The organism is Azospirillum sp. Marseille-Q6669, from assembly GCF_965111635.1.
In genome coordinates this window covers 2,106,240-2,127,094 of the sequence record NZ_CBCOOP010000001.1, presented here as the reverse complement: position 1 = coordinate 2,127,094, position 20,855 = coordinate 2,106,240, and the positions used below count along the sequence as shown (strand labels likewise).

Genomic DNA, 20,855 nt, shown 5'->3' with positions numbered 1-20,855 from the left:
AGCCGTGCCGCCCAACAGGGGAGACGTGTCTTGCCGACAGCGCCCAAATCGAATGCATTTTCCGGCCCTATCGAGGGCGAGGCCCTGTCCCTGCTTCAGGACAAACTGCTTCCCGGCTTCCTGACCGGACGGCGCTGGTACGCCGCCAAGGACGCCGGCACGCCCACCGTGCGCATCGTCGATGCGCTCCCTCTTCCCCTCACTTCCGGTTCCGCCCAGCTCTGCCTGCTGCGGGTGGAGACGCCGGGGCGCGAGCCGCAGCTCTACCAGCTTCCCCTGGTGCTCAACCGCGACGGCAAAGCCGATACCGCCGATCCCTTCTCCATCGCCGGCCCCGAGGCGCTCCCCTGGTCGGGCAGCCTGCGCGACGGCTACGGCGACGAGGAGGTGGTTCGCGCCCTGCTCGACGGCATCCGCAAGGGTGGGGAGAGCGGGGGCCTGCGCTTCGGGCAGAGCCGCGCCCTCGACGCCGTGAAGGGGGCGCTGGGCAACGGCGCGCCGCTGCGCTGGACCGGTGTGGAGCAGTCCAACACGTCCGTCCGCGTCGGCGACGCGGCGATCCTGAAGGGGCTGCGCAAGCTGGAATCCGGCACCCATCCGGAGCTGGAGGTCGGGCGCTTCCTGACCGAGGTCGCCAACTTCCGCAACACCCCCGCCCTGCTCGGCTGGGTGGAGCGCACGGGCGACGGCGAGGCCGCCACCCTGTGCATCCTGCAGGAGCTGGTCCCCGACGCCCGTGATGCCTGGAGCCACGTCACCGCCGAGCTGGCGAAGCGCGTCGAGCGCTTTGACGACGACAAGGCGGACGACGTCGCCTTGATGACCTTCATGCGCCGCCTGGGTCGCCGCACGGCGGAGATGCACCGGGCGCTCGGCACCCCCGGCGGCGGCGACGCCTTCACGCCGGAGCCGGTGACCCCGGCCATGCTGAGGGGCTGGGCGGACGGCGTGCGCACCCTCGCCCGCCGCGTGCTGGGCAAGTTGCGCGAGGCCGCCCCACAACTGAACGCCGACCTCGCCCCCTATGCCGCGTCGCTGGCCGACAGCGAGGCGACGGTGATGCGGCAGATCGAGACGCTGACGCCGCCGCGCGGGACCTTCCACGCCATGCGCCTGCACGGCGACTATCACCTGGGGCAGGTGCTGGCCGGCAAGGACGACCTGTACATCGTCGATTTCGAGGGCGAGCCGATGCGCCCGCTGGCCGAACGTCGGGCCAAGCACTGCATCCTGCGCGACGTGGCGGGGATGCTGCGCTCCATCACCTACGCCGCCGCCGGAGCGCGGGCCGCCCTGCCCGCCGACCTGGACGAGACGGCGCGCGGCGCCCGCACCGCATGGTTGAACTGGTGGGAGGGGGAGGCGGCCTCCGCCTTCGTCGCCGGCTACCGCGAGGCCATCGGCGATTGCCAGGGCTGGCCTGCCGACGCGGCCACCGCCACGCAGCTTTTGAAACTCTTCCTGCTGGAGAAGGCCCTCTACGAGATCGGCTACGAGCTGGCGAACCGGCCCGACTGGCTGGCCATCCCCCTGGCCGGGGCCATCGGCATCCTGGGCGCCGACGCCGGGCCGGAGGTGGCCGACCGCGCGTCCGGCCCGGTCGGGCTGGCCGCCCCCGGCGCCACCCGCCTCGGCGAGGCGCGGGCGCACGCCATGCCCTTCGGCGCGCAGGTGCAGCCCGACGGCTCCGTCCGCTTCACCCTGTGGGCGCCGGGGACCGAGCAGGTGTCGCTGTGGCTGGAGGACACCCAGGCCCTGCTGCCCATGGTGCGGCGGGCCGACGGCTGGTTCGAGTGGACCACCGCCCAGGCCCAGGCGGGCAGCCGCTACCAGTTCGAGCTTCCGGACGGGCTGCGCGTGCCCGACCCGGCCTCCCGCCACCAGCCGGAGGACGTGCACGGGCCGAGCGAGGTGATCGACCCAACCGTCTTCCGTTGGTCCGACGCCGCCTGGACCGGCCGCCCCTGGCACGAGACGGTGCTGTACGAGTTGCATGTCGGCACCTTCACCGAGGAAGGCACCTTCCGCGCCGCCATCGACAAGCTCGACCACCTCGTCGAACTGGGCGTCACCGCCATCGAGCTGCTGCCGGTCGCCGATTTCCCCGGCGCCCGCAACTGGGGCTATGACGGGGTGCTGCCCTACGCCCCGGACGCCGCCTATGGCCGCCCGGAGGATCTGAAGGCGCTGGTCGATGCCGCCCACGCCAAGGGGCTGATGGTCTTCCTCGATGTCGTCTACAACCATTTCGGGCCGGACGGGAACTACCTCCACGCCTACGCCAAGGCCTTCTTCACCGACCGGCACAAGACGCCCTGGGGCGACGCCATCAACGTGGACGGGCCGCGCAACGCCACGGTGCGCGACTATTTCATCCACAACGCGCTCTATTGGATCGAGGAGTTCCACATGGACGGGCTGCGCTTCGACGCGGTCCACGCCATCCTCGACGACAGCGACAAACTGTTCCTTCAGGAGCTGGCGGAGCGCGTGCAGGACGCCGTGCGCTGCCGCCGCCACGTCCATCTGGTTCTGGAGAACGACGAGAACGAAGCCCACCTGTTGGAACGCCATCCCGAGGGTGACCCGCGCTGGCACACCGCGCAGTGGAACGACGACCTGCACCACTGCCTGCACGTCTGGGCCTCCGGCGAGGACGCCGGCTATTACGCCGATTACGCCGGCGACGCGGCGAAGCTGGCCCGCGCGATGGCCGAGGGCTTCGCCTTCCAGGGCCACGCCTCCTCCTATCGCGGCGGCGAGGCGCGCGGCGAGCCGTCGGCGCACCTGCCGCCGACCGCCTTCGTCACCTTCATCCAGAACCACGACCAGATCGGCAATCGCGCCTTCGGGGACCGCATCACCCGCTTCTCGCGGCCCGAGGCGGTGCGGGCGGCGACTTCGCTCTATCTGCTGGGGCCGGGCATCCCGATGCTGTTCATGGGCGAGGAGTGGGCGTCCGACCGCCCCTTCCCCTTCTTCTGCGACTTCGCCGACGAGCTGGCCGAGGCGGTGCGCAACGGCCGGCGTGAGGAATTCGCCAAGTTCCCCGAATTCCAGGACCCGAAGGTGCGCGACCGCATCCCCGACCCGACCGCGCCGGAGACCTTCCAGTCGGCCAAGCTCGATTGGGACGACTGCAACCGGGGTGAGCACGGTGCGTGGCTGGACTGGTACCGCCGCATCCTGGCGGTGCGCCGCAAGGAGATCGCTCCGCGGCTGGAGAACGCGCCCGGCGGGGCGGCCGCCCACGAGGTGATCGACGGGCGGGGCATCCGCGTCTCCTGGCGGCTGGGCGACGGCAGCCGCCTGCATCTGCTCGCCAACCTGTCCGACGCTCCCGTGACGGGCATGGGCGAGGCCGTGGGCCGCGTCCTGTGGACCGAGGGGAAGGGCCTCGATGCCGGAACCATGGCGCCGCTGTCCGTCCTGTGGACCATCGAGGAGACGACGGCGCTCGACCGGCTCGGGGAGCGGATGGGAATCGAGACGCACTACACCGGCGCCTCGGGCGAGACCGTCCAGGCGTCGGAGGGCACCATCCGCGCCCTGCTCGCCGCCATGGAGGTGGACGCCGACGACCCGGAGGAGGCGCTGGCGGTGCTGGAGCGGCGCGAGTTGGCCCGCCCTCTGCCCCCGGTGGCGGTGCTGCGCATCGACCGCCCGCCCTTCTCGGTCACCGTCACCCTGCCGGAAGGCAGCGGGACGCTGCGCTGGACCCTGACGCTGGAGGGCGGGGGCGACCGCAGCGGCGAGGCCGATTTCGGCGACCTGCCGCTGGTCCGCAAGGCGGGTGCCGAGGGTCAGCATTTCGAGGTGCGCCGCCTCGACCTCGGCGCGGCTCCGGCGCCCGGCTACCACCGGCTGCGGCTGGACGTCGACGGCCTGCGGGCGGAGCATCCCGGCCTGGAGACGACGGTCATCGCCGCTCCCGCCACCTGTCACCTGCCCGCCCCGCTCCAGATGGGCGAGCGGATCTGGGGCCTGTCGGTGCAGCTCTACGCCCTGCGCTGCGCCGGGGATTGGGGAATCGGCGACTTCGGCGACCTCGTCAACGTCGCGGAGATGGCCGCGGCACGCGGGGCAGGCATCGTCGGGCTGAACCCGCTGCACGCCCTGTTCCTCGACCAGCCCGATCAGGCCAGCCCCTATTCCCCGGCCAGCCGCCTGTTCCTCAACCCGCTCTACATCGACGTGCTGGCGGTGCCGGAACTGATGGGCTGCGCCGAGACCCGCGACCTGATCGCGAACGAGAGCTTCCTCAGCGCGGTGCAGGCGGCGGGGGCCGCCCCGCTGGTCGACTACGCCGCCGTAGCGGCACTGAAGCTGCCGGTCCTGGAACGGCTGTTCGCCCATTTCCAGACCGAGGGAAGCGCGGAGCGGCGTGGGGCGTTCGCCGCCTTCCGGGCCGAGCTGGGCGAGGGGCTGGACCGCTTCTGCACCTTCCAGGCCCTGCGCGAGCGTTTCGCCAAGGACGGCACGCCCGACTGGCGCCGCTGGCCTGAGGAGTATCGGGACGCCGCCTCCCCCGCCGTCCGCCGCTTCGCCGAGGAGCGGCGGGAGCGCATCGACTTCTTCGTCTGGCTGCAATGGCTGGCCGACAGCCAGTTGCAGGCGGCGGCGGAGCGGGCGCGGGAGCGCGGGATGGCCGTCGGCTTCTTCCGCGACCTTGCGGTCGGGGCGGACAGCGGCGGGGCGGAGACCTGGGCCGACCCGCATGTGGTGGTGGCGCAGGCCCATATCGGCGCCCCGCCCGACCTGTTCAACCCGGCCGGGCAGGACTGGGGCCTGCCGCCCTTCCACCCCCACGCGCTGCGCGAGGGTGGCTACGCCCGCTTCATCGAGCTGCTGCGCGCCAACATGCGCCACGCCGGGGCGCTGCGCATCGACCACGCCATGGCGCTCCAGCACGTCTACTGGATACCGGAGGGGCATCCGCCCTCCGAAGGGGCCTACGTCGCCTACCCGATGGACGACCTCCTCGGAATCCTGGCCCTGGAGAGCCAGCGCAACCGTTGCCTCGTCGTCGGCGAGGATCTGGGCACCGTGCCCGAGGGATTCCGCGAGCGCATGGCGGAGGCGGGTGTCCTGAGTTACCGGGTGATGTTCTTCGAATGGACCGAGGACGGCGGGTTCCGCGGCCCCGACGACTACCCCTACACGGCGCTCGCCACGGTGGGCAACCACGATCTCGCCACGCTGCGCGGCTGGTGGGAGGGGCACGACATCACGCTGAAGGAGGAGCGCGGCCTGTACCCGGCGGAGGGCGAGGCGGAGCGCCAGCGCGACCGCCGCAAGGCCGAACGCGCCCGCCTGCTGGAGGCCCTGGCCGACGCCTTCCTGCCGCTGCCCGCCAGCTTCGGCCCCGACAGCCCCTACGGCGAGGCGTTGGGCCACGCGGTGCACGCCTTCCTGGCCCGCACCGGCTCGGCCATCGCCATGGTCCAGATGGACGACCTGACCGCCGAGCTGGAGCAGGTGAACCTGCCCGGCACGGTGGACCAGTACCCCAACTGGCGCCGCAAGCTGCGCCTTGCGCTGGAGGACATGGCCGACTGCCCGCAGGCCGGCGCCATCGCCGCCATCATGGCCGCCGCCCGGCCGGCCGCGGTGGCCGATGGGAGACGCAACGATAACTCCCTCTCCCCTCCGGGGAGAGGGTTGGGGTGAGGGGGGCCCGCAACTCCCGAACGTCCGGCACACGCACAACCCCCTCACCCTCCCCTCTCCCCAGAGGGGAGAGGGTAAATCTTCAGGAGACCACCCAATGGCGGCGGACGCCGATAAGCCGATCCCCCAGGCCACCTACCGCGTGCAGCTGCGCGCCGAGTTCGGCTTCGACCGCACCGCCGAAATCGCCGACTACATGGCGCGGCTGGGCGTCAGCCACCTCTACGCCTCGCCCTACATGAAGGCGCGGCCGGGCAGCACCCATGGCTACGACATCGTCGACCACAACGCCCTGAACCCGGAGCTGGGCAGCGAGGGGTCCTTCCACGCCATGGTCGACGCGCTGAAGCGCAACGGGCTGGGCCAGATCCTCGACTTCGTGCCGAACCACATGGGCGTCGGCGGGTCGGACAACGGCTGGTGGCTGGACGTGCTGGAATGGGGGCCGGACAGCCCCTACGCCGGCTATTTCGACATCGAGTGGGAGCCCGACCGCCGCTACCTGCACGGCAAGGTGCTGGTGCCGCTGCTCGGCGATCAGTTCGGCGCGGTGCTGGAGTCCGGCGGGCTGGAGCTGCGCTTCGACAAGGAGGCGGGCGGCTTCGCCGTCTGGGCCTACGACACCCACAAGCTGCCCATCCGGCCCGCCGACTACGGCACGATCCTCGGCGACGACCAGCCGGACCTGGAGCGCATCGGCGACGCCTTCCGCCATCTCGATCAGGTGCGCCCGCACCAGATCCGCCGCGCCAACGCCCTCAAGGCCGAGCTGGCCGCCCTGGTCTCTGAGAAGCCCGACGTGGCCGAGGCCGTGGAGCGCCGGCTGAAGCGCTTCCGCGGCGCGGAGGGCGAGCCGGAGAGCTGGCGCCGCCTGACCGACCTGATCGCCGCCCAGAACTGGCGCGCCGCCTACTTCAAGGTGGCGGCGGACGACATCAACTACCGCCGCTTCTTCAACATCAACGAACTCGCCGGCCTGCGCATGGAGGAGCGGGAGCTGTTCGACGTCGCCCACCGGCTGGCCTTCAAGCTGGTCGACGACGGCACGCTGGACGGGCTGCGCATCGACCACATCGACGGCCTCTACGACCCCAAGGGCTATTGCGAGCGGCTGGCCCAGGCGACGGAGCGGCCCTTCTATCTGGTGGTCGAGAAGATCCTGGCCCGCCACGAGCGGCTGCGCGAGGACTGGCCGATCGACGGCACCACCGGCTACGAGTTCGCCAACCTGATGGGCGGGCTGTTCGTGGACCCGAAGGGGGAGGAGGCGTTCACCCGCCTCTACGCCGACTTCACCGGGCGGCGCGAGAGCTTCGACGAGGTGGTCCGGACGAGCAAGATCCGCATCATGGAAAGCGAGATGGCCAGCGAGCTTCACGTGCTGGCCCGGCAGGCCTCGCGCATCGCCCGCGCCAACCCGCGCACCGCCGACTTCACCGCCAACATCCTGCATCAGGCGCTGAAGGAGACCATCGCCCGCTTCCCGGTCTACCGCACCTATGTCGACTGGCGCGGCGTCAGCGAGCTGGACCGGCGGAGCATCGACTGGGCGATCACCCAGGCGCGCAAGGCCGACCCGAACACCGACGCCTCCGCCTATGATTTCCTGCACAGGCTGCTGACCACCGATCTGGTGGCCCAGCCGCGCAGCGGCTACAGCCGCCAACAGGTGCTGCGCTTCGCCATGCGCTTCCAGCAGTACAGCGGCCCGGTGATGGCCAAGGGGCTGGAGGACACCGCCTTCTACCGCTACAACCGGCTGGCCGCGCTGAACGAGGTGGGCGGGCATCCGGAGCATTTCGGGGTCGGCACCGCCAACTTCCACAACGCCAACGCCGAGCGCGCCGCCCGCTGGCCCCACGCCATGCTGGGCAGCACCACCCACGATACCAAGCGCGGCGAGGACACCCGCGCCCGCCTCTACGCCCTGTCGGAAATGCCCGAGGAGTGGGAGCGGCAAATCCAGACCTGGAGCCGCCTGCTGCGCGCCCGCCGCGGCGACGTGGAGGGCACCGCCCCGCCCGACCGCAACGACGAGTATCTGTTCTACCAACTCCTCGTCGGCGCCTGGCCGGCGGAGCTGACCGGGGCGGACCCCGCCAGCCTCGACCCGCAGGCCATGACGGAGTTCGCGGAGCGCCTTGCCGGCGCCATGACCAAGTCGATGCGCGAGGCCAAGGTCCACAGCACCTGGGCCGCCCCCGACGAGGCCTATGAAAGCGCCATGACCAGCTTCGTCCACGACGCGCTGGACGTGTCGCGCAGCACCGCCTTCTTCGACGCCTTCCTGCCCTTCCAGGAGCGGCTTGCCCGCATCGGCATGGTCAACGGGCTGACCCAGACCCTGCTGAAGCTGACCAGCCCCGGCGTGCCGGACATCTACCAGGGCTGCGAGCTGTGGAACTTCAGCCTCGTCGATCCCGACAACCGGCGCCCGGTGGACTACGACGCCCGCCGCCGCCTGCTCGACGAGGTCGAGGGAGCGGAAATCGGCAGCCTGCTGAGCCGCTGGCAGGACGGCGCGGTGAAGCTCTCCCTGACCCGGCGCGCCCTGGCCCTGCGGGCGGCCATGCCCGCCCTGTTCGCCACGGGTGAGTACCTGCCGCTGGAAGCGACGGGCGAGCGGGCGGAGCATGTGGTGGCCTTCGCCCGGCGGCTGGGCGACGACACCGTCGTGGTCGCCGCCCCGCGGCTGGTGGGGGCGCTGGGCGAGACTCCGGACTGGGGCGATACCTCCGTCCCGCTGCCGCGCGGGCAGCGCTGGCGCAACGCGCTGACCGACGGAACGCTGGAGGCCGCGGACGCGGTGACCGCCGCCGACCTGTTCCGGGACTTCCCCGTCGCCCTGCTGGTGCGGGAGGGGTGAGTTCCATGGACCGCAACCCGCCGCCGCGCCGCACGCTCGTTCCCATCGACCAACGGCTGATCGGGAGCGATCCCGGCAAGCCCGCCGTCTTCGGGACCGTGCTGTCCGGCGACCCTCGGGAAAGTTTCCTGAACCTCTACGACGGCGGCGGGGGGCGGTTCGCCTGCGGGGTCTGGCAATGCACGCCGGGCACCATCGCCATGGCCGACTGGCCCTATGAGGAGTTCTGCGTGCTGCTGGCCGGGCGGGTGATCATCACCCCCCGGGACGGCGCGCCGCAGGAGCATGGGGAGGGCGACGCCTTCGTCATTCCCCGGGGTTTCACCGGCGTCTGGGAGGTGCGGGAGACGATCCGCAAGTACTACGCGATCGAGAAGCCGCTCGGCCCCCGCGCCGCCATGGGGCGGATGCTGCGCGCCCCGCTGTCGCTGGCCCGGTGGCTGTGGCGGCGGGGCGAGCCGGCGCTTGCCCGCAGGGGCTTCTGAATCGGGCTGCCTCACAAAATACCCGATTTCTTCGCTCAGGATTGATCGAATCCCTCCGCCACGCGTTATTCCAAAGGACAGGCGCCCGAGCCGAGAAACGAGAGGCGCCTCATCGGACCATTCCTGCACCACGGGACGCGACCACAGACGGACGGGAGACAAGTCATGAGCGATCATCGCCAGTGGGTCGAGCTGGACCCCAGCAACGGCTCCGAAAACACCAAGCCGCAGGACGGGCAATCCGCTGCGGCGCCCGCGCAGAACTCCGCTCAGCCGGCGGAAGCCCCTGCATCGGGCGGTCCGGAAGAGACTCCGGACCGCTGACCAACGGTCATTGTCCAAGGATACTGTTTAAAGCATGCGAAAATGGCAGGGCGGGGCCTCAGGGCTTCAGCCCTGCCGCCGCATGGGCTGTTGTGCGGGTTGCGGCGCTGACTGGGGCGCCGGCTGCGGCACTGCGGCGGACACGCGCTCGGGCCGCCCGAACAGTTCCAGCGCCGGGGGGATGGAGGACGGGCGCAACCCCGCCAGGATTTCCCCGACAGCCCCGACCGCATCGACCAGCGCGTCGGGCATCACCGGCTTGCGCAGCAGGCCGACCGCGAAATCGCGCGCCTCCTCGCCGCGGTGGTCGAAACCGGTGATCAGAAGGGAGGGGATGTTGTGCTCCTCCCACAGCTTGCGGGCCAGCGTCAGCCCGTTCTCGCCTCCGGCCAGATAGACGTCCACCAGGGCAAGATCCGGCTGTTCCCGGACCCCCAACCGCGTCGCCTTGGCGGCGTCGCGCAGAGGGCCGACGACCGTGTATCCGGCATTCTCCATCACGGCCTTGATGGCGGGCCCGATCAACGGGTCGTCTTCGACGACGAGCAACTTCACGGCATCTGTTCCTTGTTGGCGGACGGCGCGGGCCGACGTGGCCCGCAGCGCCCATGTTTGTCGATGCGGTGCATCAATCAAGGGGCTGATTGCGCGCAATGGAGCGAGCCGGCGGGGCACCGAACGGGCAGTGCCATCCGGAGAAGCGAACCCGCCACCCTCTTTGCGTGTTTGAGACAGTCCAAGCGTGATGCAACCTCCGTGGGAGTCCTGCATGAAGTTCATCGAATTCACCGACCACGCCGGAGCGCCGGTTCTGATCAACGCCGCGGGCGTTCTGTACCTGCGCGGGATCGAAGGGGAGCGGACCGAGATCACCTTCGCCGGACGCTCCGAACCGCTGGTGGTCGCCGCCCCGCTGGACGAGGTGGCCCGGACGTTGGAAGACGCCACGCCGATACCGCCCGACCCCACCCTGGCGCTCGTCTCGTGACGGGCCGGCTTCACACGTCGTAGATCGGCCCCGGCGTGGACGTGTTGGCGCCGCCGCGCTTCTGCTCCTCCTTCTCGGTCAGTTCGGCCTCGCCGCCCTGGTCGGGCTTGACGGTGCCTTCACGGGCCTCGTCGATCCGGTCGTCCTTGCGCTGGGGCTCGGTGGCGGGTGTCCGGTCGTCACTCATGACGGTCCTCATGCTGATTGTCGGTTCACTGTATTCAACATTTCGGGGGCCGCGACGTTGCGCCCGTCGCCTGCCCCTTCCGGAGGGCTGATCCGCGCACGGCGCGGGTTGCCTGAAACCGTTCGCTCCATCACTTTTCGGGGCTGGAGACAAACCGGAAGGACCGCCATGATCGACCTTCACTATTGGCCGACCCCCAACGGGCACAAGATCACTCTGTTCCTGGAAGAGGCCGGGCTGGATTACACGATCCATCCCGTGGACATCTCCGCCGGGGACCAGTTCAAGCCGGACTTCCTGGCGATGTCCCCCAACAACCGCATGCCGGCCATCGTCGACCGCGCTCCGGCCGACGGCGGGGAGCCGGTGTCGGTCTTTGAATCCGGCGCGATCCTGATTTATCTGGCGGAGAAGACCGGCAAGTTCCTGCCCGCCGACCTGCGGGGCCGCAAGACGGTTCTGGAGTGGCTGTTCTGGCAGGTGGGGGGCCTCGGCCCGATGGCCGGGCAGAACCACCATTTCGTGCAGTACGCGCCCGAACAGATCCCCTACGCCATCGACCGCTATGTGAAGGAAACCAATCGCCTCTACGGCGTCCTGAACAAGCGTCTGGCCGGCCGCGCCTTCATCGCCGGGGACGAGCTGACCATCGCCGACATGGCCTGCTACCCCTGGGTCGTCCCGCACGAGCGGCAGCGCCAGAATCTCGCCGACTTCCCCGAGCTGAAGCGCTGGTTCGAAGCGATCCAGGCCCGCCCGGCGACCGTCCGCGCCTATGACAAGGGCGCTGAACTGGCCAAGCGTCCGTCGGTCACCGACGAGGGCAAGAATATCCTCTTCGGCCAGACCGCCGCCAACGTCCAGAAGTGACCGTCACTCCCCTCGCGCCCCCAACCGGGCGCGAGGGCAGCAAAGTCCTTACTGTGCGGTCCAGCCGCCGTCCATCAGCAGGCTGGCGCCGGTCATCTGCGCCGCCGAATCGGAGCACAGGAAGACCGCCAGCCCGCCCAGTTCGTCCGGCGTCACGAAGGCGCCGGAGGGCTGCTTGGCGCCGAGCAATTCCGCCTTCGCCTGCGGCTCCGGGATGTTCTTGGTCGAGGCGATCGCGTCGATCTGCTTCTGCACCAGCGGGGTCAGCACCCAGCCCGGACAGATGGCGTTGCAGGTGACGCCGGTCCCCGCCGTCTCCAGCGCCACCGTCTTGGTCAGCCCGACCACGCCGTGCTTGGCCGCGACGTAGGCCGACTTGTTGACCGATGCGACATGGCCGTGCACCGAGGCGATGTTGAGGATGCGACCCCAGCCGCGCCGCTTCATGCCCGGCAGGGCGTGGTGGGTGCCGTGGAAGACGGCGGACAGATTGAGCGCGATCACCGCGTCCCAGCGCTCCGCCGGGAAGTCCTCCACCGGGGCGACGTGCTGGATGCCGGCGTTGTTCACCAGCACATCCACGGAACCGAACGTCTCCTCCGCGTAGCCGATCAGCCCGGCAATCTCCGCCGGCTTGGACAGGTCGGCGCCGTGATAGCCGACGCGCACGCCGAACTCCGCCGCCAGACCGGCGCGCAGTTCCTCGATGGCGGCCGCGTCGCCGAAACCGTTCAGCACCACATCCGCCCCGGCTCCGGCCAGCGCCCGCGCGATGCCCAAGCCGATCCCGCTGGTCGAGCCGGTGACCACCGCGACCTTCTGAGTCAAGGTCATGGCTTATCCTCTGTTGTCTTGTTGGTTTGGGTGCCCTCCCCCCGCCCGGGGGGAGGGCTGGACGCCGGTCAGCCTTCCAGTTCCGGGCGCTCGCGGAACTCGTCGAGCGCCATGGGATTGGCCAGCGCCTCGGTGTTCTTGATCGGGCGGCCGTGTACCGCGTCGCGCACCGCCAGTTCGGTGATCTTGCCCGAGCGCGTGCGCGGGATGTCCTTGACCGCCACGATGCGCGCCGGGACGTGCCGCGGCGAACAGTTCTCCTTGATGCGCTTGCGGATCGTGTCCTCCAGCGCCTTGTCGAGGGTCAGCCCCTCGCGCAGCACCACGAACAGGATGACGCGCACGTCGCCGTCCCATTCCTGGCCGATGCACACCGCCTCCAGGATCTCCGGAAGCTGCTCGACCTGCCGGTAGATCTCCGCCGTCCCGATGCGCACCCCGCCGGGGTTCAGCACCGCGTCCGAGCGCCCATAGATCACCCAGCCGCCATGCACGGTGCGCTCGATGAAGTCGCCGTGCGTCCACACGTTGGGGAAGCGCTCGAAATAGGCCGCGCGGTACTTCGCCCCGTCCGGATCGGCCCAGAAGCCCACCGGCATGCAGGGGAAAGGCCGCGTGCAAACCAGTTCGCCCTTCTCGCCGCTGACCGCGTGGCCGGTGTCGTCGAAGGCCGCCACCGCCATGCCGAGCCCCGCCGTCTGCAACTCGCCCGCCCACACCGGGGCCGTCGGGTTGCCCAGCACGAAGCAGGACACGATGTCCGTGCCGCCGCTGATCGAGGCCAGATGGATGTCGGATTTGATCGCCCGGTAGACGTACGCGAAGTTCTCCGGCATCAGCGGCGAGCCGGTCGAGGCCAGCGCCCGCAGCGTGTCGAGCCGGTGCGTGCGCATCGGCTCCAGCCCCGACTTCTCGGCCTGCTGGATGAACTTGGCCGAGGTGCCGAACAGCGTCATCCCCTCGGCGTCGGCGTAGTCGAACAGGATGTTGCCGTCCGGCGCGAAGGGTGAGCCGTCGTAGAGCAGCAGCGTCGCCCCGGCAGCCAACCCGGAGACCAGCCAGTTCCACATCATCCAGCCGCAGGTGGTGTAGTAGAACACCCGGTCGCCCGGCCTCACGTCGCTGTGCAGCCGGTGCTCCTTGACATGCTGGAGCAGCGTGCCGCCGGTGCCGTGGACGATGCACTTGGGCTTGCCGGTGGTGCCCGACGAATAGAGGATGAACAGCGGGTGGTTGAAGGCCACCCGCTCGAAGCTCGGTTCCGCCGCCGCGAAGGGCGCGATGAAGTCGCCCCAGGTGACGCCGCCGCGGATGGCCGAGACGTCCGGCGTCTCGTTGACGTAGGGGATGATGACCGCGGCCTTGACGGTGGGCAGCTCGGTCAGCACCTGGGCGATCTTGGCCCGGATGTCGTGGCTCTTGCCGTTGTACCAGTAGGCGTCGGGGGCGAAGAGGACGGTCGGCTCGATCTGGCCGAAGCGGTCGGTGATGCCCTGGGCGCCGAAGTCGGGGGAGCAGGAGGACCAGATGGCCCCCAGGCTGGCCGTGGCGAGCATGGCGGCCAGCGTCTCGGGCATGTTGGGCACGACGGCGGCGACGCGGTCGCCCTTGCCGACGCCGGCGGCCTTGAGCGCCTGCTGGAGGCGGGACACCTCGGCCTTCAGATCGGAGCCGGACCAGCGGCGCTTGACCTTGTCCTCGGCCCAGAAGACGACAGCCTCGCCCTCCGGCGCGTTGGCGAGCATGTTCTCGGCGTAGTTCAGGCTGGCCTCGGGGAACCAGCGGGCGCCGGGCATCTTGTCGCCATCGGCCAGGGCCACGCCGCCGAGATCGCCCTTGAGTCCGGCCCACTCCCACAGGAAGCGCCAGAAATCCTCCTTGCCGGCGACCGACCAGTCGTAGAGCGCGTCGTAATCGTCCAGCCGCAGCCCGAAGCGGGCGCTCGCGGCCTGCCGGAAAGCCGTCAGGTTGGAGGCGGCCACGCGCGCCTCCGACGGGGTCCACAACGGCTGATCAGAAAGCGGCTGATCAGAAAGCAATTGACCAGGGGGCGGTTGATCCATCTTGCGGTTCCTGATTTTGGCTTTTTATGCCGTTCGGTTCTTGACGTTCAGCGACGGCCGAAGCGGGCCTGGAGTTCGCCCACGATACCACGGCGGAAGACCAGCACGCAGACCACGAAGATGGCGCCGATCACCACCGGAACCGGCATGCTGGTGGCGGCCAGATAGCTTTCCAGCGTGACGACGATGGCCGCCCCCACCACCGGGCCGAGCAGCGTGCCCATGCCACCGAGCAGCGTCATCAGCACCACCTCGCCCGACATCTGCCACGTCACGTCGGTCAGCGAGGCGAGCTGGAAGACCAGCGCCTTGGTCCCGCCGGCCAGACCGGCGAGGCTCGCCGACAACACGAAGGCCAACAGCTTGTAGCGCTCCGTCCGGTAGCCGAGCGACACGGCGCGCGGCTCGTTCTCGCGGATCGCCTTCAAAACCTGGCCGAAGGGGGAGTGCACGGCGCGCCAGACCACCGCGAAGCCGACCAGGAACACCGCCAGCACGAAGTAGTACATGGCCAACGGCTGGTTCAGGTCGATCACCCCGAACAGATGCCCGCGCGGCACCGCCTGGATGCCGTCCTCGCCGCCCGTGAACTTGAGCTGCAACGCCATGAAGAAGACCATCTGCGACAGCGCCAGCGTGATCATGGCGAAGTAGATGCCCTGACGGCGGATCGCCAGCGCGCCGAAGGCGAGGCCCAGCAGCGCGGAGAAGCCCATGCCGAGCAGGATGCTGACCTCCGGCCCCAGCCCCCAGACCTTGGCGGAATGGGCGGTGATGTAGGCCGCCCCGCCGAAGAAGGCGGCGTGGCCGAAGCTGAGCAGGCCGGCGAAACCGATCAGCAGGTTGAAGGCGCAGGCGAACAGCGCGAAGCACAGCACCTTCATCACGAAGACGGGGTACAGCACGTAGGGTGCGGCCAGCGCGATCAACAGCCCGATGCCGAGGATGATGGCGTTGCGGGTGCTGTCCTGCCCCGGACGGCGCAGCGCGATGGTGGTCGTCTGGGTGTCGGCCGCTTTGATGCCGGTCGTCTTGCTTTGGGTGGCCATGGCTCAGCGCTCCCGTCCGAAGAGGCCCGCAGGCTTGATGAGAAGGACGATCGCCATCACGACGAACACCACGATGTTGGAGGCTTCGGGGTAGAAGACCTTGGTCAGGCCCTCCAGCAGCCCCAGCCCCAGGCCGGTGACGATGGCGCCGAGGATGGAGCCCATGCCGCCGATCACCACCACCGCGAAGACGACGATGATCAGGTTGGAGCCCATCAGGGGCGACACCTGATAAATGGGTGCCGCCAGCACGCCGGCGAGTCCGGCCAGCGCGACGCCGAAGCCGTAGGTGGCGGTGATCATCACCGGCACGTTGATGCCGAAGGCCTGGACCAGCACCGGGTTTTCCGTGGCAGCGCGCAGGTAGGCGCCGAGCCGCGTCCGCTCGATGGCGAACCACGTCCCGAAGCAGACGATCAGCGAGGCGACGACGACCCAGCCGCGGTAGTTGGGCAGGAACATGAAGCCGAGGTTCTGGCCGCCCTTGAGCGCGTCCGGGATCGGATAGGGCTGGCCCGACACGCCGTAGAAATGGCGGAAGGCGCCTTCCATGATCAGGGCGAGGCCGAAGGTCAGCAGCAGGCCGTAGAGATGGTCGAGCTTGTAGAGGCGCGACAGCATGGTCTTTTCGAGAACCACGCCCAGCAACCCGACGATCAGCGGCGACAGGCCCAGCGCCCACCAGTAACCGAGGCCGAGCTTCGTCAGCAGCAGCCACGCCACGAAGGCGCCGATCATGTAGAGCGCGCCGTGGGCGAAGTTGATGACGTTCAGCATGCCGAAGATGACCGCCAGCCCAAGGCTGAGCAGCGCGTAGAAGGACCCGTTGATGAGGCCGAGCAGAAGCTGGCCGAACAGGACCTGGGGCGGCACCCCCAGCAAGTCGAACATGACCGTCCCTCCCTGTGTATCGGACTTTTGATTTTTTGATTGGGTGCTTGGGGTGGGCCCCCACCCAACCCTCCCCCTGCAAAGCGGGGGGAGGCCGGAAGGGGTGCCCGTTTCAGAACCTTACTTCACCAGCGAACAACCGCTCTTGGCCGGGTCGAGGAACGCCTGCTCGGCCGGGATGGTCTTCACGATCTTGTAGTAGTCCCAGGGAGCCTTGGACTCGCCCGGGGTCTTCACCTGGGCCAGATACATGTCGTGGAACATGCGGCCGTTCGCGGCGATCTTGCCGTTCTTGGTGAACATGTCGCTGACCGTGGTCTCGCGCATCTTGGCGGCGACCTTGTCCGCATCGTCCGAGCCGACGGCCTCGACCGCCTTCAGATAGTGGCGGACGGCGGAGTAGACGCCGGCCTGGACCATGGTCGGCTTGCGGCCAGCCTTGGCCTCGAACTTCTTCGTCCACTCGCGAGTCTGCTCGTCCGTGTCCCAGTAGAAACCGGTGGTCAGCAGCAGGCCCTGGGAGGCCTGGAGGCCCAGCGCGTGGATGTCGCTGATGAACAGCAGCAGCCCGGCGAGGCTCTGGCCCGACTGGGTGATGCCGAACTCCGACGCCTGCTTGACGGCGTTGGTGGCGTCGCCGCCCGCGTTGGCGAGGCCGATCACGTCGGCCTTCGAGGCCTGGGCCTGAAGCAGGTAGGACGAGAAGTCGGCGTTGCCCAGCGGATGGCGGACGTTGCCCGCGACCTTGCCGTCGAGCTGCTTGACCATCTTCGAGGTCTCATCCTCCAGCGAGTGGCCGAAGGCGTAGTCCGCGGTGATGAAGTACCAGTTCTTCTTGCCCTGTTCGACCAGCGCGCGGGCGGTGCCGGCGGCCATGGCGTAGTTGTCGTAGGTCCACTGGAAGCCGTAGGGGCTGCAGGACTTGCCGCTGAGGTCGGTCGAGCCCGGGCCGGACATCAGGAAGATGCGCTTCTTGTCCTTGGTGATGCCCTGGACGGCCAGCGCCGCGGCGGAGTTCGGCACGTCGGCGATGACGTCCACGTTGCCGGCGTCGATCCACTCGCGCGCCGTGTTGGCGGCGATGTCGGCCTTGTTCTGGTGATCGGCGACGACGATCTCGATCGGCGCGCCGGCGATCTTGCCGCCGAACTCCTCAGCCGCCAGACGAGCGGCGATGGCCGAGCCTTCGCCGGCGAGGTCGGCGTAGATGCCGGACCGGTCGTTCATCACGCCGATCTTGATCACGTTGTTGGAGACCTGGGCGTGCGCGGCCCCGGCGGTCAGCGCCAGCAATGCGGTCCCGCAAAGCAACGTCTTGAGCATTTCAAACTCCCTTCGATTGGCTTTGTTTTGAGTGTGTTCAGCAGAGGGGGGGGTTAACGGGTCAGACACCCAGATAGGTGTGCAGCTTGTCCATGTTCTGGGCGAGCTGGTCGTTGGGGATCATGTCCACGACATGGCCTTCCTCCATCACGTAATGGCGGTCGGCGATGGTCGCGGCGAAGCGGAAATTCTGCTCCACCAAGACGATGGTGAAGCCGCGCTGCTTCAGCTTGCGCACCGCCACGCCGATCTGCTCGATGATGACGGGGGCGAGGCCCTCGGTCGGCTCATCGAGAAGGATCAGGTCGGCGCCGGTGCGCAGGATGCGCGCGATGGCCAGCATCTGCTGCTCACCGCCGGACAAGCGCGTGCCCTGGGTGGTGCCGCGGCCCTGGAGGTTGGGGAACAGCTCGTAGATCTGCGGCACGGTCATGCCGCCCGACTTCACCACCGGCGGCAGCATCAGGTTCTCGTCCACGCTGAGCGAGGCGAAGATGCCGCGCTCCTCCGGGACATAGCCGATGCCGAGGCGGGGGATCTTGTGCTGCGCCATGCCGATCAGCTCCTTGCCCTGGAAGCGGATCGAGCCGTTGCGCTTGCCGACGATGCCCATGATGGAGCGCATGGTGGTCGTCTTACCGGCGCCGTTGCGGCCCAGCAGGGTCACCACCTCGCCCTGGCGCACGTCGATGTTGACGCCGTGCAGCACGTGGCTTTCGCCGTAGAAGGCCTGGAGGTCGCGGATCTCCAGCATCGCGGTCTTCACGGTCGCACCGTCAGGCATGGCCCACCTCACCCGTCCCCATATAGGCTTCCATGACCTGCGGGTTGCGCGATACGACGTCGTATGCGCCCTCGGCCAGGATCTCGCCGCGGCGGAGCACGGTGATGGTGTCCGACAGGTGGGCAACGACCGACAGGTTGTGCTCCACCATCAGAATGGTGCGGTCGGCGGAGACGCGCTTGATGAGGGCGGCGGTGCCCTCGATGTCCTCGTGGCCCATGCCGGCCAGCGGCTCGTCGAGCAGCATCACCTCCGGGTCGAGCGCCAGCGTCGTGGCGATCTCCAGCGCACGCTTGCGGCCGTAGGGCAGCTCGGCGGCGGTGTGGCCGGCCCAGGGGGTCAGGTTCACCGCCTCGATGAGTTCCTCGGCGCGGTCGTGCAGGTCGTGCAGGCTGGCCTCCGGCTTCCAGAAATGGAAGCTGGTGCCGCGCGGGCGCTGCAACGCGACGCGGACATTCTCCAGGACGCTGAGGTGCGGGAAGACCGCGGAGATCTGGAAGGAGCGCACCATGCCGAGCAGCGCCACGTCGGCGGGCTTCATGGCGGTGATGTCGCGCCCCTTGTAGAGGATCTGGCCGCGCGTCGGCGTCAGGAACTTGGTCAGCAGGTTGAAGACCGTGCTCTTGCCGGCGCCGTTCGGGCCGATCAGCGCGTGGATCGTGCCGCGGCGAACCTGGAGGTTCACCTCCTTCACCGCGATGAAGCCCTTGAACTCCTTCGAGAGTCCGCGCGCTTCCAGAATGATGTCGTCGGCCATGGGTGCCGCTTTTCCCTCCCTGTTCGTCCGCGTCGTCTGCCGGTCCGCGTTTTTGGTTGAGCTGATATAAGCACAGGGCATGCCAATTGCGGGGAAATTCGTTAGTTCATTGAAACTGTTGAATTCATCAAAGGCGGCGACAGCATCGCACGCGGTTCGGAGTGTCAGCTTTCCAGACAGACTGTACCGATCTTCCGACACACCAACGGCGGGATGGGCGGACCGTTCCGGGTTCGATGGCACGCTATCCGGGCGCCAAATGGCCGCTTGCAAATCGGGGGTCCGCCTGCAATTCTGCGCCCCCGACGGTGCCCCGTCCGCCGTGAAGGCGCGGGGATAATAGGGAATGCGGTGCGGATCCGGATGGGGTCCAAGGCCGCGGCTGCCCCCGCAACTGTATGCGGCGAGTCCGCCTCCGGAAATGCCACGGGCCGACAGGCCGGGAAGGCGGGAGGCGCGGCAACGACCCGCGAGCCAGGAAACCTGCCGCCAGACCGAAACTCATCCAATCCGCCGGGTGTGGCGGAGACAGGGAAACCAGATCATGACGCATCGCGCCGCCCTCCGTCCGTCCGCCGGGAAGACCCCGGCCACCGTCATCACCGGCTTTCTCGGCGCCGGCAAGACGACGCTGATCCGCAGCCTGCTGGAGCAGGCCGGCGGGCGCCGTCTGGCGCTGATCATCAACGAGTTCGGCGATGTCGGCATCGACGGCGAGATCCTGCGCGCCTGCGGCGACCCGACCTGCACCGAGGACGACGTGATCGAGCTGGCGAACGGCTGCCTGTGCTGCACCGTCGCCGACGACTTCGTCCCGGCCATCGAGAAGCTGCTGTCGCGCCCCCAGCCGCCGGAGCACATCATCATTGAGACGAGCGGCCTTGCCCTGCCGAAGCCGCTCGTCCAGGCCTTCCACTGGCCGGCGATCAAGACGCGGGTGACGGTGGACGGGGTGGTCGCGGTGGTCGACGCCGCCGCCGCCGCGGAGGGCCGCTTCGCCCCCGATCCGGCGGCGCTGGCCGCCCAGGCCGCCGAGGCCGGACAGCTCGACCACGAGACGCCGGTGGAGGAGGTATTCGAGGACCAGCTCCTCTGCGCCGACCTGATCGTGGTGAACAAGACCGATCTGGTCGAGGCCGCCGATCTGGCGAAGGTCGAGGACCTGATCCGCGCCGCCATGGCAGAGGGCGGCACTGGGCGCGAGGCCAAGATCCTGCGCGCCAGCAACGGCAAGGTCGATCCGGTGGTGCTTCTCGGCGTCGGGGCCGGGGCCGAGGACGACCTCGCCAACCGCCCCAGCCACCATGACGAGGAGGAGGGTCACGATCACGACGATTTCACCAGCTTCGTCGTGGAACTCGGCCCGCAGCCCGACCCGGCGGCGCTGGCGAAGACGCTGGAGCGGGTCGCCGCCGCCCATGGAGTGCTGCGCCTGAAGGGCTTCATCGACGTGCCGGGCAAGCCGATGCGCCTTCTGGTGCAGGGCGTAGGGACGCGCATCCAGACCCATTTCGACCGCTTCTGGAAGCCCGACGAGCCGCGCCGCAGCCGTCTGGTGGTGATCGGCGAGACGGGCCTGGACCGCGACGCCGTGACCGCGGCGCTGGAGTGATTTTTGGCCTTCACAACCCTCTCCCCTCTGGGGAGAGGGTGGCCCGCAGGGCCGGTGAGGGGGGTGCGCTTACGCCGGACGTTCCGCCACGCGCCCCCCCTGACCCTAGCCCTCTCCCCAGAGGGGAGAGGGACATTTCGAAAAGCTCTCGG

16 protein-coding genes and 1 riboswitch are annotated in these 20,855 nt (G+C 69.1%); of the genes, 7 read left to right on the top strand and 9 right to left on the bottom strand.

Annotated features, from left to right (window positions below):
• Positions 1 to 30 precede the first annotated feature (30 nt).
• From treZ to ACWPXE_RS09355, 4 genes are all read left to right on the top strand, one after another.
• A complete protein-coding gene (gene treZ / locus ACWPXE_RS09370) occupies positions 31 to 5,670 on the top strand; it encodes a malto-oligosyltrehalose trehalohydrolase (protein WP_454017591.1) in 5,640 nt (1,879 codons plus the stop codon).
• 97 nt (positions 5,671 to 5,767) lie between these two features.
• Positions 5,768 to 8,536 (top strand): malto-oligosyltrehalose synthase, encoded by a 2,769-nt coding sequence (treY, locus tag ACWPXE_RS09365; protein ID WP_454017590.1) that lies wholly within the window; start codon positions 5,768 to 5,770, stop codon positions 8,534 to 8,536.
• Positions 8,537 to 8,541: 5 nt separating this feature from the next.
• Positions 8,542 to 9,021, top strand: a complete 480-nt coding sequence (locus ACWPXE_RS09360; protein WP_454017589.1) for a cupin domain-containing protein — start codon at positions 8,542 to 8,544, stop codon at positions 9,019 to 9,021.
• Positions 9,022 to 9,186: 165 nt separating this feature from the next.
• Positions 9,187 to 9,345 (top strand): hypothetical protein, encoded by a 159-nt coding sequence (locus ACWPXE_RS09355; RefSeq protein WP_170295962.1) that lies wholly within the window; start codon positions 9,187 to 9,189, stop codon positions 9,343 to 9,345.
• Between the two features lie 66 nt (positions 9,346 to 9,411).
• On the opposite strand, the gene ACWPXE_RS09350 is transcribed toward ACWPXE_RS09355, so the two are convergent.
• The gene (locus ACWPXE_RS09350) at positions 9,412 to 9,900 is read right to left on the bottom strand and encodes a response regulator (protein WP_454017588.1); all 489 of its coding nucleotides are present in this window, start codon (positions 9,898 to 9,900) and stop codon (positions 9,412 to 9,414) included.
• 214 nt (positions 9,901 to 10,114) lie between these two features.
• Here ACWPXE_RS09350 and ACWPXE_RS09345 point away from each other — a divergent pair, with 214 nt between their 5' ends.
• Positions 10,115 to 10,333 carry a hypothetical protein gene (locus ACWPXE_RS09345; protein WP_040134431.1) on the top strand — a complete coding sequence of 73 codons (219 nt, stop codon included), beginning with the start codon at positions 10,115 to 10,117 and terminating at the stop codon, positions 10,331 to 10,333.
• A gap of 10 nt (positions 10,334 to 10,343) precedes the next feature.
• Here the strand turns inward: ACWPXE_RS09345 and ACWPXE_RS09340 are convergent, their stop codons facing one another.
• Complete coding sequence (locus ACWPXE_RS09340; RefSeq protein ID WP_454017587.1) at positions 10,344 to 10,520, bottom strand: hypothetical protein; 177 nt, start codon at positions 10,518 to 10,520, stop codon at positions 10,344 to 10,346.
• 168 nt (positions 10,521 to 10,688) lie between these two features.
• On the opposite strand from ACWPXE_RS09340, the gene ACWPXE_RS09335 reads away from it, so the two are divergent.
• Complete coding sequence (locus ACWPXE_RS09335) at positions 10,689 to 11,390, top strand: glutathione binding-like protein (protein ID WP_454017586.1); 702 nt, start codon at positions 10,689 to 10,691, stop codon at positions 11,388 to 11,390.
• A gap of 48 nt (positions 11,391 to 11,438) precedes the next feature.
• Here ACWPXE_RS09335 and ACWPXE_RS09330 read toward each other — a convergent pair whose 3' ends face one another.
• The 7 genes from ACWPXE_RS09330 to ACWPXE_RS09300 all read right to left on the bottom strand — a co-directional run bounded on the left by ACWPXE_RS09330 (position 11,439) and on the right by ACWPXE_RS09300 (position 19,091).
• Complete coding sequence (locus ACWPXE_RS09330; protein ID WP_454017585.1) at positions 11,439 to 12,224, bottom strand: 3-hydroxybutyrate dehydrogenase; 786 nt, start codon at positions 12,222 to 12,224, stop codon at positions 11,439 to 11,441.
• 68 nt (positions 12,225 to 12,292) lie between these two features.
• Complete coding sequence (locus tag ACWPXE_RS09325; RefSeq protein WP_454017584.1) at positions 12,293 to 14,287, bottom strand: acetoacetate--CoA ligase; 1,995 nt, start codon at positions 14,285 to 14,287, stop codon at positions 12,293 to 12,295.
• A gap of 47 nt (positions 14,288 to 14,334) precedes the next feature.
• Positions 14,335 to 15,336 carry a branched-chain amino acid ABC transporter permease gene (locus tag ACWPXE_RS09320; RefSeq protein WP_454017583.1) on the bottom strand — a complete coding sequence of 334 codons (1,002 nt, stop codon included), beginning with the start codon at positions 15,334 to 15,336 and terminating at the stop codon, positions 14,335 to 14,337.
• A gap of 3 nt (positions 15,337 to 15,339) precedes the next feature.
• A complete protein-coding gene (locus tag ACWPXE_RS09315; protein WP_014197554.1) occupies positions 15,340 to 16,227 on the bottom strand; it encodes a branched-chain amino acid ABC transporter permease in 888 nt (295 codons plus the stop codon).
• A 120-nt stretch (positions 16,228 to 16,347) separates the two neighbouring features.
• On the bottom strand, positions 16,348 to 17,550 hold the full coding sequence (locus ACWPXE_RS09310) for an ABC transporter substrate-binding protein (protein WP_454017582.1): 1,203 nt from the start codon (positions 17,548 to 17,550) through the stop codon (positions 16,348 to 16,350).
• A gap of 61 nt (positions 17,551 to 17,611) precedes the next feature.
• A complete protein-coding gene (locus ACWPXE_RS09305) occupies positions 17,612 to 18,334 on the bottom strand; it encodes an ABC transporter ATP-binding protein (protein WP_145690030.1) in 723 nt (240 codons plus the stop codon).
• Complete coding sequence (locus ACWPXE_RS09300; protein ID WP_040134438.1) at positions 18,327 to 19,091, bottom strand: ABC transporter ATP-binding protein; 765 nt, start codon at positions 19,089 to 19,091, stop codon at positions 18,327 to 18,329. Before ACWPXE_RS09300 ends, ACWPXE_RS09305 begins: the two co-directional genes overlap by 8 nt.
• A gap of 289 nt (positions 19,092 to 19,380) precedes the next feature.
• A riboswitch (cobalamin riboswitch) is annotated at positions 19,381 to 19,596 on the top strand.
• Positions 19,597 to 19,635: 39 nt separating this feature from the next.
• On the opposite strand from ACWPXE_RS09300, the gene cobW reads away from it, so the two are divergent.
• Positions 19,636 to 20,703 (top strand): cobalamin biosynthesis protein CobW, encoded by a 1,068-nt coding sequence (gene cobW / locus ACWPXE_RS09295; protein ID WP_454017581.1) that lies wholly within the window; start codon positions 19,636 to 19,638, stop codon positions 20,701 to 20,703.
• Positions 20,704 to 20,855 lie beyond the last annotated feature (152 nt).

Bases quoted from the DNA above. Each gene is read 5' to 3' on its own strand.
- ACWPXE_RS09305 (WP_145690030.1), bottom strand. From the start codon at position 18,334: ATGCCTGACGGTGCGACCGTGAAGACCGCGATGCTGGAGATCCGCGAC.
- ACWPXE_RS09320 (WP_454017583.1), bottom strand. From the start codon at position 15,336: ATGGCCACCCAAAGCAAGACGACCGGCATCAAAGCGGCCGACACCCAG.
- ACWPXE_RS09325 (WP_454017584.1), bottom strand. From the start codon at position 14,287: ATGGATCAACCGCCCCCTGGTCAATTGCTTTCTGATCAGCCGCTTTCT.
- ACWPXE_RS09315 (WP_014197554.1), bottom strand. From the start codon at position 16,227: ATGTTCGACTTGCTGGGGGTGCCGCCCCAGGTCCTGTTCGGCCAGCTT.
- ACWPXE_RS09345 (WP_040134431.1), top strand. From the start codon at position 10,115: ATGAAGTTCATCGAATTCACCGACCACGCCGGAGCGCCGGTTCTGATC.
- ACWPXE_RS09340 (WP_454017587.1), bottom strand. From the start codon at position 10,520: ATGAGTGACGACCGGACACCCGCCACCGAGCCCCAGCGCAAGGACGAC.
- ACWPXE_RS09360 (WP_454017589.1), top strand. From the start codon at position 8,542: ATGGACCGCAACCCGCCGCCGCGCCGCACGCTCGTTCCCATCGACCAA.
- ACWPXE_RS09330 (WP_454017585.1), bottom strand. From the start codon at position 12,224: ATGACCTTGACTCAGAAGGTCGCGGTGGTCACCGGCTCGACCAGCGGG.
- ACWPXE_RS09335 (WP_454017586.1), top strand. From the start codon at position 10,689: ATGATCGACCTTCACTATTGGCCGACCCCCAACGGGCACAAGATCACT.
- treY (WP_454017590.1), top strand. From the start codon at position 5,768: ATGGCGGCGGACGCCGATAAGCCGATCCCCCAGGCCACCTACCGCGTG.
- ACWPXE_RS09355 (WP_170295962.1), top strand. From the start codon at position 9,187: ATGAGCGATCATCGCCAGTGGGTCGAGCTGGACCCCAGCAACGGCTCC.
- ACWPXE_RS09310 (WP_454017582.1), bottom strand. From the start codon at position 17,550: ATGCTCAAGACGTTGCTTTGCGGGACCGCATTGCTGGCGCTGACCGCC.
- ACWPXE_RS09300 (WP_040134438.1), bottom strand. From the start codon at position 19,091: ATGGCCGACGACATCATTCTGGAAGCGCGCGGACTCTCGAAGGAGTTC.
- cobW (WP_454017581.1), top strand. From the start codon at position 19,636: ATGACGCATCGCGCCGCCCTCCGTCCGTCCGCCGGGAAGACCCCGGCC.